Origin of the sequence: Shewanella sp. BJSY2023SW007 (assembly GCF_047314525.1) — a bacterium.
In the GTDB taxonomy this organism is placed as follows: domain Bacteria; phylum Pseudomonadota; class Gammaproteobacteria; order Enterobacterales; family Shewanellaceae; genus Shewanella; species Shewanella chilikensis.
The window spans coordinates 1-12,759 of record NZ_JBKORL010000107.1; the positions used below are offsets into that span (position 1 = coordinate 1).

At 54.1% G+C, this 12,759-nt stretch carries 10 protein-coding genes and 1 pseudogene; 7 read left to right on the top strand and 4 right to left on the bottom strand.

Features of this window, described 5'->3' with window-relative positions; translation table 11 throughout:
• Positions 1-395: 395 nt before the first annotated feature.
• Both groL and ACMHXE_RS19230 read right to left on the bottom strand, forming a co-directional pair.
• Positions 396-2,036, bottom strand: a complete 1,641-nt coding sequence (groL, locus tag ACMHXE_RS19225; RefSeq protein WP_039033505.1) for a chaperonin GroEL — start codon at positions 2,034-2,036, stop codon at positions 396-398.
• A 57-nt stretch (positions 2,037-2,093) separates the two neighbouring features.
• Positions 2,094-2,384 carry a co-chaperone GroES gene (locus ACMHXE_RS19230; protein WP_025010152.1) on the bottom strand — a complete coding sequence of 97 codons (291 nt, stop codon included), beginning with the start codon at positions 2,382-2,384 and terminating at the stop codon, positions 2,094-2,096.
• Positions 2,385-2,633: 249 nt separating this feature from the next.
• Here ACMHXE_RS19230 and ACMHXE_RS19235 point away from each other — a divergent pair, with 249 nt between their 5' ends.
• Complete coding sequence (locus tag ACMHXE_RS19235; RefSeq protein ID WP_101056379.1) at positions 2,634-3,998, top strand: MATE family efflux transporter; 1,365 nt, start codon at positions 2,634-2,636, stop codon at positions 3,996-3,998.
• Positions 3,999-4,339: 341 nt separating this feature from the next.
• Here ACMHXE_RS19235 and ACMHXE_RS19240 read toward each other — a convergent pair.
• A pseudogene (locus tag ACMHXE_RS19240) lies at positions 4,340-4,897 on the bottom strand (FxsA family protein); the annotation flags it as partial.
• 200 nt (positions 4,898-5,097) lie between these two features.
• Between ACMHXE_RS19240 and cutA the strand changes: the two are divergent.
• From cutA to ACMHXE_RS19270, 6 genes are all read left to right on the top strand, one after another.
• Positions 5,098-5,430 carry a divalent-cation tolerance protein CutA gene (gene cutA / locus ACMHXE_RS19245; protein WP_096141068.1) on the top strand — a complete coding sequence of 111 codons (333 nt, stop codon included), beginning with the start codon at positions 5,098-5,100 and terminating at the stop codon, positions 5,428-5,430.
• Positions 5,427-7,235: a protein-disulfide reductase DsbD gene (locus ACMHXE_RS19250; protein WP_101056381.1), complete on the top strand. Its 1,809-nt coding sequence runs from the start codon at positions 5,427-5,429 to the stop codon at positions 7,233-7,235. Before cutA ends, ACMHXE_RS19250 begins: the two co-directional genes overlap by 4 nt.
• A 220-nt stretch (positions 7,236-7,455) precedes the next feature.
• Complete coding sequence (locus tag ACMHXE_RS19255; protein ID WP_101056382.1) at positions 7,456-9,075, top strand: cation:proton antiporter family protein; 1,620 nt, start codon at positions 7,456-7,458, stop codon at positions 9,073-9,075.
• Positions 9,076-9,307: 232 nt separating this feature from the next.
• Positions 9,308-10,459 carry a galactokinase gene (galK, locus tag ACMHXE_RS19260; protein WP_413733103.1) on the top strand — a complete coding sequence of 384 codons (1,152 nt, stop codon included), beginning with the start codon at positions 9,308-9,310 and terminating at the stop codon, positions 10,457-10,459.
• Positions 10,460-10,491: 32 nt separating this feature from the next.
• A complete protein-coding gene (locus tag ACMHXE_RS19265) occupies positions 10,492-11,523 on the top strand; it encodes an aldose epimerase family protein (RefSeq protein WP_101056384.1) in 1,032 nt (343 codons plus the stop codon).
• A complete protein-coding gene (locus ACMHXE_RS19270) occupies positions 11,460-11,918 on the top strand; it encodes a DUF2391 family protein (protein ID WP_373296803.1) in 459 nt (152 codons plus the stop codon). The genes ACMHXE_RS19265 and ACMHXE_RS19270 overlap by 64 nt, the downstream gene beginning before the upstream one ends.
• Before the next feature lie 95 nt (positions 11,919-12,013).
• Here ACMHXE_RS19270 and ACMHXE_RS19275 read toward each other — a convergent pair whose 3' ends face one another.
• The gene (locus tag ACMHXE_RS19275) at positions 12,014-12,418 is read right to left on the bottom strand and encodes a hypothetical protein (protein ID WP_071238709.1); all 405 of its coding nucleotides are present in this window, start codon (positions 12,416-12,418) and stop codon (positions 12,014-12,016) included.
• Between the last annotated feature and the right edge of the window lie 341 nt (positions 12,419-12,759).

Genomic DNA, 12,759 nt, shown 5'->3' on the forward strand with positions numbered 1-12,759 from the left:
CCGTCGCCAACATGGATGTTGGCGCCGAGCTTACAAGGATGTATTCACAGCGTGTCACTGAGGTGCATATGCATAAGGCCTGCGGCAGGCAATGAATAGCACAATCAGCCGGAAGCCATTCCAAACCCAAACCACTCCCCCGCCCTTGGCAGAAACCGCTGAAATGGAAAAGGCCCGCGTTCGAGGCGCGAGCCTTTTCCTTTCTCGGAATAAACAAAAGCCCCAATACTGTTAAGTATCGGGGCTTTTTTTAAGTTCTAAGCTTCTGAGCTTAAGACCGACATTGCGTCTAGCGCAGGAAAAATCGTTTTAGAGCCAGGCATCTTGCCGCGACGTTTAGTGAACTAAACGAGTGGCAAGATAACGCCGCTATAGACGATTTTAACCAGCTAGGATCACATCATGCCGCCCATTCCGCCCATACCACCCATACCGCCCATATCAGGCGCAGCCTCTTCCTTTGGCAGCTCGGCTACCATGGCTTCGGTGGTGATCATCAGACCGGCTACAGAGGCCGCGAACTGCAGCGCAGAGCGGGTAACCTTGGTTGGATCCAGGATACCCATTTCCAGCATGTCGCCGTAAGTGTCGTTACCGGCGTTGTAACCATAGTTACCGCTGCCGTTCTTAACGTTGTTGGCAACAACAGAGGCTTCTTCACCTGCGTTGGTGGCGATCTGACGCAGTGGGGCTTCCATGGCGCGCAGGGCGATAACCACACCGTGCTTCTGATCTTCGTTGCTCACGTCCAGCTCACCAATCTTGGAGGCAACGCGAACCAGGGCAACACCGCCCCCAGGAACCACACCTTCTTCAACGGCGGCGCGGGTAGCGTGCAGCGCATCTTCAACGCGGGCTTTCTTCTCTTTCATTTCCACTTCGGTAGCGGCACCGACTTTGATTACCGCAACACCGCCGGCCAGCTTGGCCATACGCTCTTGCAGTTTCTCTTTGTCGTAATCTGAAGTCGATTCTTCAACCTGCTGCTTGATCTGGGCAACACGGGCTTGAATTTGAGACTCTTCACCGCTGCCATCAATGATGGTGGTGTTGTCTTTGGTGATAACCACGCGCTTGGCGGTACCCAGGTCTTCCAGAGTGGCTTTTTCCAGCTCCAGGCCAATCTCTTCAGCGATAACAGTACCACCGGTCAGGATAGCGATATCCTGCAGCATGGCCTTACGACGGTCACCGAAACCAGGCGCCTTAACGGCAGCCACTTTAACGATACCGCGCATGTTGTTGACCACCAGAGTCGCCAAGGCTTCGCCTTCAACGTCTTCGGCAACGATCAGCAGTGGCTTGCCTGTCTTGGCCAGACCTTCGAGGATAGGCAGCAGCTCACGGATGTTGGAGATCTTCTTGTCAACCAGCAGGATGAATGGGTTGTCCAGTTCAACAGAGCCGGTTTCCGCCTTGTTGATGAAGTAAGGAGACAGGTAACCGCGGTCGAACTGCATACCTTCAACTACGTCCAGTTCGTTTTCCAGCGCCTGACCTTCTTCAACTGTGATCACGCCTTCTTTGCCCACTTTTTCCATCGCGGTAGCGATGATTTCACCGATAGACTCATCAGAGTTGGCAGAGATAGTACCTACCTGAGCGATAGACTTGGAGTCGGAGCAATCCTGAGACAGGGCTTTCAGCTCGGCAACGGCGGCGATTACAGCCTTGTCGATACCGCGCTTCAGATCCATTGGGTTCATACCGGCGGCAACGGCTTTCAGACCTTCGGTCACGATAGCCTGGGCCAGTACTGTGGCGGTAGTGGTACCGTCACCGGCTGCGTCGTTGGCCTTGGAAGCAACTTCCTTAACCATTTGCGCGCCCATGTTTTCAAACTTGTCTTCCAGTTCAATCTCTTTGGCGACTGAAACACCGTCTTTGGTGATCAGTGGTGCGCCGAAGCTCTTGTCCAGAACGACGTTACGGCCTTTAGGGCCCAGTGTGACTTTAACTGCGTTAGCCAGAACATTCACGCCCGCCAGCATTTTTACGCGAGCGTCATTGCCAAATTTTACTTCTTTAGCTGCCATGTTGATTATCCTTAAATTTTTCGATTACTTTGGAAGGTCTTTAATGGTTCGAGTGGTTTATTCCACTACGGCCATCAGGTCAGCTTCTGACAAGATCAGGACTTCTTCACCGTCGATCTTCTCTTTCTTGACACCGTAACCTTCGTTGAAGATCACTACGTCACCTACCTTCACGTCCAATGGCTTAATGTCACCGTTTTCCAGGATACGGCCATTGCCAACAGCCAGTACTTCACCACGGGTAGACTTTTCGGCTGCGCTGCCGGTCAGTACGATGCCACCGGCCGAAGTGCTTTCAACTTCCAGGCGTTTGACGATCACGCGGTCATGTAATGGACGAATATTCATCGATGGATTCTCCTAATGATTTTTGCCCAATATGAGGCGGTTCATGGTTGATGTAAAAGGCGGCCGTGCCAACGGGCTTTAGCCGCTTGATGTTGGCTTATATGGGGGCCGTATTTGGCACTTCCAAGGGGACAGCTCAAAATTTTTTGAAAATTTTTGAGCCTCGTTTTTTAAAGCCAGGGCAATCCTGTTAGAATCGCGCTTCCGCACGATTGACTTCATCCATTTCACAAGAGGCAGATACGGGCCATGAGAGACAGACACGGGCTGCTCAGTCAGCCGATAGGTCGTGTACTGCTTAATATGAGTGTTCCCAATATGTTAGGAATACTCACCGTGCTGGGCTTCAACCTGGTAGACACCTACTTCATCAGTAAGCTGGGCACAGAGGCGCTGGCGGCAATCAGCTTCACCTTCCCCGTGACCCTGGTGGTGTCGAGTATTGCCATCGGCATAGGCGCCGGAGTGTCCACCAATCTGGGGCGCCTGATTGGCGCCGGACACGCCCCCAAGGCCAAGGTGTTTCTGCACGACGCCCTGCTACTGACCTTTATTTTGACTGCCGGGCTATCCTTGCTGGGCAGTTTGTGTATCGAGCCGCTGTTTTCTCTGCTGGGCGCCAAAGACGACATACTGCCGCTGGTGCATGAGTATATGAATCTCTGGTATCTGGGGGCGCCGCTGTTGGTGCTGTTGATGGTGGGCAATCAGGGCCTGAGAGCCACCGGCGATACCCGTTCACCGGCGGCGATTTTGTCGCTGGCGGCGCTGATTAACCTGATCCTCGATCCGCTGCTGATCTTTGGTATCGGCCCTTTCCCCAGGCTGGAAATTCAAGGTGCCGCCGTGGCGACCCTGATCTCCTGGCTGATGGCGCTGTCGCTGTCCAGTTATCTGTTGGTGGTCAAACGCCATATGTTGGTGGCCGCGGGTTGGTGTTTCAGCCGCTTTGTCGATAACTGGAAACAGCTGGCCCATATCGCCCAACCGGCGGCGCTGATGAATATGATCAACCCCCTGGCCAATGCCGTGATGATGGCCATGCTGGCCAGGATAGATCACGCCGCCGTAGCCGCCTTCGGTGCCGGTACCCGGCTGGAATCTTTGCTGCTGATTGTGGTGATGGGGCTCTCTTCCAGCCTGGTGCCCTTTATCGCCCAGAATCTGGGCGCCGGTCAGAAAGAGCGTGCCCGTGAGGCATTGCTGCTGGCGCTGAAGTTTGTGCTCCTGTTCCAGACCCTGCTGTATATTCCGCTGGCGCTGCTGGCGCCGCAAATTGCCGCCCTGTTCAGTACCGACCCTCAGGTGCTGGAATGGCTCAGCTTCTATATTCTGGTGTTGCCCGCCGCTTACGGCCCTCTTGGCGTGGTGATCATAGTGGCCACCTCGCTCAACGCCTATCACAGACCCATGGCCTCACTGGTGCTGAACCTGTGTCGCCTGTTCCTGTTGATGCTGCCACTGGCGGCGCTGGGCGCCTTCCTCGGTGGGGTAAAAGGCCTGATGCTGGCGCTGCCGGTAACCAACATACTCATGGGCATTGCCAGCTATTATCTGGCCAGCAATATCAGCGAGCCGCAGAAAATCAAATCTCCCTGCCCCAACGAGGGATAAGCGCTTGGCGACGCCAGAGAGCTGAGAGTATGTACGGCTGTGGTTGCCGCCACAGTATCCGAAAACTGACGCCGCGGCCACTGTTACGGCGCCTGTTCAAAGAGCTGCAGTAGCCACTGATACAGTGATAAACCACTGATAAATAAGTGATAAATTTTTCCAGCCAGCGCTGCAAGTTATGAGGGGTGAATAAAAAAGACCTTCCGAGCGGAAGGTCTTTTTTATCAGTGTTTGTGCCGATCACCTGCGCTGCCGGGCCGACTATCATCTTGGTCTGTTTTATCTTCCGTATCCTGCTGCTGATGGCCTTCATTACGCTGAGGGCTATTTTCACCTCGTTGAGGGCTATTTTCACCTCGTTGAGGGCTCTCTTCTTCCAGCTGAGGGCTCTCTTCTTCCAGCTGATGGCTCTCAGGACGCTTATCGGAAGGGTCGGCCTTGCGCTCAAACTCGCCCTCGAATACATCACCGCCTTGACCTCTTTGATGAGGTGGCTCAAAGGGGTTCGGACCGGCTCTGAATTGAGCGCTGGCAACCACCTTGAGCTGCATCCGCTGATAGAAATAACGCGCCAGCGGTGCCCTAGTGATAGGGGTCAGTAGAATAAGACCGATAAGGTCGGTAACAAACCCCGGAATAAGCAGCAGAATACCGGCCATGGCCAGCATCATGCCCTCGACTATCTCTTGCCCCGGCGCTTCACCGACGGCCAATTTTTTCTGTACCGACATCAGGGTACTCAAGCCCTGGCTACGAACCAGAGAAACACCGACCACCGCGGTGAGGATCACCAATGCCACAGTGTTCCAGCTGCCCAGGACTTCGCCAACCCGGATAAGCACCGAGAGTTCGACGACAGGGATCAGCACAAAGATGATCAACATTATCAGAAATGGCATGTAGGCCTCATTTTTTGCAGTAGTTGAAAACTAAATGGGGATAACCCGGTCTGATTTCAAGTCCGCAGCCTGCAGCGGGTTTGGCGCTTAAGCTCACTGTTTCAGCAAAGCCTTAATGCAAGCCTGCGGCAAAACACGTAAAGTAGACGCTCGATTTTAATCCCCTTGGCTTAAGTCAGGTTTAATTTAACCCGCTCATTATGGACATAAAATCTCAACAAGCGCTGCTGGTTTTTTGCAGTTGCCCGGATACAGACAGTGCCAAAAGCCTGGCCGCAACCTTGGTGCGCGAGTCGCTGGTGGCCTGTGCTCAGGTGAGCCAGACTGTGGATTCCTTTTATGTCTGGCAGGGCGAACTCTGCCAGGAGGCTGAAGTCAGTCTGCAGCTCAAGTGTCTGGCTAGCGCCTACCCCAGGCTGGAGCAGAGAATACTCGAGCTGCATCCCTATGAAGTACCTGAAATTATTGCTGTGCCCATCAGTCATGGGCTGCCCGCCTATCTGGATTGGATAAAAGACAACACTAAGCTATGAAGAAAATACTTACCCTGCTGCTAGGCAGCCTGTTGCTTCTCAGCCCACTGGTTCAGGCCGATGGGATCTTTGGCAATAAGCAATTCGATTTTCTCAAGAGTGAACCTGAGCTGATGCCCGTGGATCAGGCCTTTGCCTTCGACTTCAGTCAGCAAGGCAATAAGGTCAAGCTCAGTTGGGTGATAGCCGACGGCTATTACATGTACCGCGACAAACTCAAGTTCAGCATAGATGGCGGTGAACTGGGCGAGATAGCCCTGCCCCAGGGCAAGGGCCACACGGATGAGTATTTCGGTGAGCAGCAGGTGTACTACTCCTTCATCGAAATTCCAGTTGCCATCAAAGAGGCAGGTGAAGCCGCCAAGTTATCCGTCACCTTTATGGGCTGCGCCGAGGGCAAGCTCTGCTTCCCGCCGACCACCAGAGACGCCCTGCTTAAACCTGTGGCGGCCAATGATGGCATACTGCCCGATACCGACAAGAGTGCCGATGCAAAAGCGCCGGCTCCCAAGGGCCAGGCGGTAACCCAACAGGATAACCTGCTGGATAAACTGCTCTCCGGCGACAGCACCCTACTCAACTACCTGACCTTCTTCGTGTTGGGGATAGGTCTGGCACTGACTCCTTGCGTGTTCCCCATGTATCCCATTCTATCGGGGATCATTGTCGGCCAGGGGCAGAAAGTCTCCACCGGCAAGGCCTTTACCCTGTCGATGGCTTATGTGCAGGGTATGGCTATTACCTATTCGCTGCTGGGGTTGGTGGTGGCTTCGGCCGGCCTCAAGTATCAGGCGGCGCTGCAACACCCGGCTGTGCTGATCACCATAGCCATACTGTTTGTAGTACTCAGTTTGTCTATGTTTGGTCTCTATGAGCTGCGCCTGCCCGCCAGTTGGCAGCAGAGGATGAACAGCCTCTCCAATAAACAAAAGGGTGGCAATCTGTTGGGCGTGTTCGTCATGGGTGTGCTTTCGGGCCTGGTGGCCTCGCCCTGTACCACGGCGCCTTTATCGGCAGTACTCGTGTACGTGGCGCAAACCGGCGATCTGCTGCAGGGCTTTTTAACCCTCTATATTCTCAGCATGGGGATGGGACTACCACTGCTGCTGATAGGCACCTCGGGCGGTAAGTTGCTGCCGCGCGCCGGCACCTGGATGAACATAATCAAGCATGTGTTCGGCTTCCTGCTGGTGGCCGTGTCCATCATAATGCTGGGCCGTATCTGGCCTGGATTGGTGTCGGATCTCATGTGGTCTGTGTGGGCCATCGTCTTTGTCGGCTACCTGATGCACCAGAACAAGCTGAGCCAGTTCAACTGGAAACAGACAGTGCGCAGCGTGCTCCTGACCCTGCTGTTGCTGTCGAGCTTCTCCTATGGCTTCCAGGCGGTTATGAGCGCCATGGGCTACCACTTCATGGGGCAGCAGCAAGCCGAGCATCATACCTTCAAACGGATCAAGTCGCTTGAAGACTTCAAGAGCGAACTGGCGGATGCCAAGGCCGCCGGCAAGCCGGTGATGTTGGATCTCTATGCCGATTGGTGTGTGGCCTGTAAGGAGTTTGAGCAGATCACCTTCAAGAATGCCGAGGTTAAACAGCGGATGGAACAGATGGTGCTGCTGCAGGCCGATGTGACCGCCATGGATGAAACCGATGTCGCCCTGCTGGAAGCCTACGATGTGCTGGGGCTGCCGACACTGCTGTTTATCGATGAGCAGGGCCAGCTGAAAAATGAGCTGAGAGTGACAGGTTTCATGGCCCCGAAAGAGTTTGCCGCCCACCTGGACATACTGCTCGAAAATTAGTGTTCAGGGACCTTGGCAAAGGATCTAGGCTCTTTACTAAGGAGCACTAGTCTGTAGGCCCACCCGAAGCAGATATGGGACTTGCAGACACCTTACTTAAGCACCAATACTTTTGGAAAAGCGAACTTATCAGCAGATAAGTTCGCTTTTTTATTTAAATTTAATGCTCTTCTTATAGAATACCCTTCAAATAGCCATCATTTTTCCCGAAAGAATAAAAATGGAACCAGCAATTCTTGTTATTACCTTGGCCTGCGGCATGCTGGTCAACCGCATCAATTTACCACCGCTTATCGGCTATCTGGCTGCCGGCTTTGTGCTCTATACCTTGGGAGTAGACAATGACAGCCTGCCAATGCTTAACGAACTGGCCAACTTAGGGGTTACCCTGCTGCTGTTTGCCATAGGCCTCAAGCTGGATATCCGTAGCCTGTTCAAGGCCGAAGTCTGGGCCGGCTCCAGCCTGCACCTGATGTTATCCATGGTGATCTTTGTCCCTATTCTCAAACTGCTGGGGCTGGTTGGCCTGGTGCAATTGACCAATCTTACGGTCGAACAGCTGACCCTGCTGGCCTTTGCCCTGAGCTTTTCCAGTACTGTGTTTGCGGTCAAGGTGTTGGAAGACAAGGGCGATATGCAATCCCTCTACGGCCGGGTCGCTATAGGTATTCTGATTATGCAGGATATCTTTGCGGTATTGTTCCTGACCATTTCCAAGGGCGAGTTTCCCTCGATATGGGCGCTGGCACTTCTGTTACTACCGTTAGCCAAACCCTTGATATACAGAGCCTTTGATAAGGTCGGCCACGGTGAACTCCTGGTACTCTTCGGCTTGGTGATGGCTTTGGTGGTCGGCGCCTGGCTGTTTGAGTCTGTGGGGCTAAAACCGGATCTTGGCGCGCTGATCATAGGCATACTGCTGGCAGGACACAAAAAGGCATCCGAACTGGCCAAGTCACTGTTCTACTTTAAAGAACTGTTTCTGGTGGCCTTCTTCCTCACCATAGGTCTCAACGGTCTGCCGAGCGTGACAGATATTATGCTGGCTGTATTGCTGGTGACGCTGATCCCGCTGAAAATCCTGTTGTTTGTCTATATCCTCACCCGCTTCAAGTTGCGCTCGCGCACCTCTATGCTGGGCTCATTCAACCTGGGTAACTTCAGTGAGTTTGGCCTGATTGTGGCTGCGGTGGCCACCAGCAAAGGCTGGCTACCCTCTCAGTGGCTGGTGATCATTGCCGTGGCACTGAGCTTCAGTTTTGTATTGGCGGCACCACTCAACGCCATGGTGGGCAACATCTACCAGAAGTACCAGCAGAAGCTGGTGAAGCTCGAAAAGCACCCGCTGCACCCGGAAGACAGGCAGATCCCCGTGGGCAATCCGCGCTTCCTTATTCTGGGGATGGGGCGCATAGGCTCAGGTGCCTATGATGAGCTTAAGGCCAGATTCGATGGCGAGATTCTGGGTATTGAACACAAACAGGAGTTGGTGGATTTCCACCGCGAGCAAGGGCGTAACGTAGTGCAAGGTGATGCCTCGGATACCGACTTCTGGGAAAAACTCGACCGAGCTCCAGGGCTTGAGCTGGTGCTGCTGGCGATGCCGTATCATGCGGGTAACATGTTTGCGGTTGAGCAACTCAAGAAACTGAATTACCAAGGCAAAATCAGCGCCATAGTGCAATATGGTGATGAAGGTGTGGCGCTGCGTGAATCCGGCGTACACAGTGTTTACAACCTCTATGAAGCCGCCGGTGCCGGTTTCGTCGAGCATGTGGTCTGTGAACTGCTGGCGGCCGAAACCGTCAAGGAAGCCGACGCCAAGAAAGCGGTTTCCTGATACTCGGCGCAAGCGACAAGCGCCACTTATCAGTACCGGCTTTCAGCCTCACCCTGTCCACTCACGGCGGGTGAGGCTTTTTCCTTTCATCTTTCCGAATACCCCCAATCCCCCCTGGAATGCAACCGGGATAAAAATCTCACTTACACCTCAGTGACAGAAATGATATAACAACAAAAAAGCAGTCATTTATGTTGCTGTTCGAGCGTTTTTTTGCGGAATCCATAAGAGCATGTCGAATCCTGCCCCCAACGTTACAAAACTCTTTGTCAAAACCTTCGGCACCAAGCCCGATGCCCTGTATCAGGCCCCCGGACGGGTCAACCTTATCGGGGAACACACAGACTATAACGAAGGTCTGGTGCTGCCGGCGGCAATCAACTTTCACACAGTGATCGCGGTCAAGCGCCGTGACGACGACAAGTTCCGCGCCGTATCAGGTGCCTTTCCCGGCATTTTTGAATGGCACTATGGCGATGAAGGCAGCATGAACGAGGATGAGGGCTGGGTCAGCTACCTCAAGGGCTTTACCTCGGCCATGGCCCAAAGTGGTCTGCCGGCTCGTGGCCTGGACCTGGCAGTGATCGGCAATGTGCCCGCCAACGCCGGATTGGCCTCGTCGGCCTCGCTGGAAATCGCCTTCGGCACCGCCATCAATGACACCAGTCAACTGCACTTGTCGCCACTGGCCATAGCACAACTGGCACAGCGGGGTGAAAACCACTATGTCGGCCATAGCTGCGGCATTATGGATCAGATCACCTGTGCCATGGCCGAAGCCGGTGCAGCGCTGCTGATCGATTGCCTGGATCTGGACTGCGAAAGCGTGCCCTTCCCCGAGGATATCAGTCTGCTGATCATCAATTCCGGCCTACCCTCCATCGCTCACAACAAAGAGTTTGGCGAGCGCCGCTTGCATTGCGAACAGGTGGCCGGACATTTCGGATTGGATACCCTGCGCCACTTGTCGCTCAGGGCGCTGCAAAGCGCCGAGGATGAACTGGACCCGGTTGCCTTTCGCCGCGCCCGCCATGTGATCAGTGAAAACCAACGCACCCAGAGCGCCTGTCGCGCCCTGGAGCAGGGCGATATCGCCAGGCTCAGCAAACTGATGGCCGAATCGCACCGCTCGATGCGCGATGACTTTGAAATCAGCCATCCGGCAATTGATACCCTGGTGGAATTGATAACCGAAGTCGTCGGCGAACGCGGTGGAGTACGAATGACAGGCAAGGGCTTTGGCGGCTGCGTCATCGCCCTGGTGGAACATGAGTTGACCGACAAGGTGATCGCCGCCGTCGAACAGCAATATCCGGCCAAAACCGAGCTGGAGGTCAGTGTGTACCTGTGCAGCCCCAGCGACGGAGCCAGCCGCCTGGACTGAGTTGTAGCCCTAAAGCCAAAAGGAAGTAGCAGATGATACGTTTCAGCGCGCTCGACAATTGGGAAGATCCCCGCGGCGGACAGATAGAAAGACTCAGAATCGATAACGGCATTCTGGCACTGGAAGTGCTCAGTCTCGGTGGCATTATTCGCTCACTGTGGGCACCGGATCGCCACGGTGAACGAACCAATATCGTGCTTGGCTGTGACTCTGCGGCCGATTATCTGGCTCAGGACGCCTGTTTGGGCGCCGCTGTAGGGCGTTACGCCAATCGCATCAAGCAAGGTCAAATCAACTACCGCGGCAAGACTTTTTCTCTGGATAAGAACTTCAACGGCCACTGTCTGCACGGCGGCCGCGAAGGCTTTCATCGGCGCCAGTGGCAACTGGGCACATTGCCGGACGGGGTGCGCCTTAGCCTGATAAGCCCGGATGGCGACATGGGCTTTCCCGGAGAATGCCGGGTACAACTGGACTATCGCCTGGCGGGCAACAACCTGTTTGTGGAGTTTATGGCCTCAAGCAGCCAAGACTGCCCGGTGAGCCTGACCCAGCATAGCTATTTCAACCTCGATGGCCGGGCAGATATCAGTGAGCACCAGTTGCAACTCGATAGCAACAAAGCCCTGGCAACCGACTCTGAAGGCATTCCCAGCGGTATAATCGATACCCAAGGCGGCATATTGGATCTCAGTCAGGGCAAGGCACTCAAGATGCTGCTTGGACAGCCGGAACTGGCCGGCGGCCAAGGGCTGGATCACTGCTTTATCAGCCGGCAACAGAAAGATGAGCTCTGGCGTGTGGGCCGTTTGAGCGCGCCGCTATCCGGTCGCGGCCTGACACTGTATACCAATCAACCCGGAGTGCAGCTTTACACAGGCGCCGGGCTCGAAGGCGTCAAGGGTCGTAAGGGCCAGGCGATGAAGGCCTGGCAAGGGGTCTGTCTCGAGCCACAAATGCTGCCGGACGGCGCCAATCAGCCACAGCTGCACGGCGATCCCTGGATAACGCCCGGACAAATCTATCATCATTTGAGCCGCTACGAGTTCGACACCCAGGCATGACCAAACTCTATTTCAACGCCGAGGATCTCGGCCAGATCAGCATAGGCGCCTTTGCCTTGTCCGTGCCCATCTCCTTTTCCGAGGAAGCCTGGATGCTGGCGGCCAATCTGCCGGTGCTGAATCTGGTACTGGTGGTGGTATTAAGCCTGAGCTTTATCGCCCTGTTTGCCTATCAGAGTGTGTTTCAGGCCAATATCAAGGCCAGGGTGTGGGGATTTTGGCTGCGGATCCTGCTGGCTTATGCCCTGACCTTGCTGGTGGTGAGTGTCGTCTTACTGGCCCTGGATAAATGGCCATTATTGAGCGATCCCTTACTGGCGCTGAAGCGCACCCTGCTGATCGCCATGCCTGCCTCTATGGGCGCCATCATAGTCGATAGCTTCGATAAAGAATAATCGGCTATCCAATAGCTAATGTCAGTATTCGACTGTCCGGTATACCCGGGCCACCGCTTCAGTAAACTGAAGACGGACGGCCGGGCAGAAGGATATCAGTCGTCGAAGCTGTCATCCCAATCGTCATCGAAATCATCACCCATGTTGTCGGTTTCAACCTCGACCTCAGGTTCCGGCTTGGGCTTACGCGCCGGAGCGCTGTCTTTGACGTTGTTCAGATTGACTCTGGCCTGCTGCTTTTGCATAAACTCGCTGCGGACCGCTTTGAACGCACTACCGAACTCACGCTCGGCAGCCTTGGCTTCATCCTCACCCAGCTCATGCAAGTTGGGTTTAACTATATCTTCCACATATTCAATAATCGCATTGCGCTGAGAGTTGAACAGGTAGATACGTCCAGGAGAGGCTTCGGGTAACTGATTGTCATGGACGACGATAGCATTGCCACGTGCGGTTCTGAGCTCGCCATACCAAACTTGTTTCTTTGCAGTGTTATACATATATGCCAATACCCTTAAATCAACACATACACCAGAGAAGTTGCCAATAAGTCGCTGCGCTTTGTGCCTAGACTTGCTCACGCCTTCCCTAAAGTTTTTCGGCCAAAGAAGCGCACTACTGCTCACTTTGCCACAAATAGGTTTCCACCTTTGGAAGGTGGCGTTTTCAAGTGCGTATTCTTACAGAATCTTTCCGAGAATCAATGCTGCAAACCGTGATTTTTCCAACTAAATAACGATTAATTTTTCATGACAGCACCCTAGAGTGCTCTCACAAAGGACTTTAGCCGAAATTTCCACCAGGGCAAGTTGAATTTTGCACGCAAACGCCTTAAGGCTGC

What these genes read in the sequence shown, in the direction of transcription:
- groL (WP_039033505.1), bottom strand. Translation starts at nt 2,036, where the DNA reads ATGGCAGCTAAAGAAGTAAAATTTGGCAATGACGCTCGCGTAAAAATG.
- ACMHXE_RS19235 (WP_101056379.1), top strand. Translation starts at nt 2,634, where the DNA reads ATGAGAGACAGACACGGGCTGCTCAGTCAGCCGATAGGTCGTGTACTG.
- galK (WP_413733103.1), top strand. Translation starts at nt 9,308, where the DNA reads ATGTCGAATCCTGCCCCCAACGTTACAAAACTCTTTGTCAAAACCTTC.
- ACMHXE_RS19255 (WP_101056382.1), top strand. Translation starts at nt 7,456, where the DNA reads ATGGAACCAGCAATTCTTGTTATTACCTTGGCCTGCGGCATGCTGGTC.
- ACMHXE_RS19265 (WP_101056384.1), top strand. Translation starts at nt 10,492, where the DNA reads ATGATACGTTTCAGCGCGCTCGACAATTGGGAAGATCCCCGCGGCGGA.
- cutA (WP_096141068.1), top strand. Translation starts at nt 5,098, where the DNA reads ATGGACATAAAATCTCAACAAGCGCTGCTGGTTTTTTGCAGTTGCCCG.
- ACMHXE_RS19250 (WP_101056381.1), top strand. Translation starts at nt 5,427, where the DNA reads ATGAAGAAAATACTTACCCTGCTGCTAGGCAGCCTGTTGCTTCTCAGC.
- ACMHXE_RS19230 (WP_025010152.1), bottom strand. Translation starts at nt 2,384, where the DNA reads ATGAATATTCGTCCATTACATGACCGCGTGATCGTCAAACGCCTGGAA.
- ACMHXE_RS19275 (WP_071238709.1), bottom strand. Translation starts at nt 12,418, where the DNA reads ATGTATAACACTGCAAAGAAACAAGTTTGGTATGGCGAGCTCAGAACC.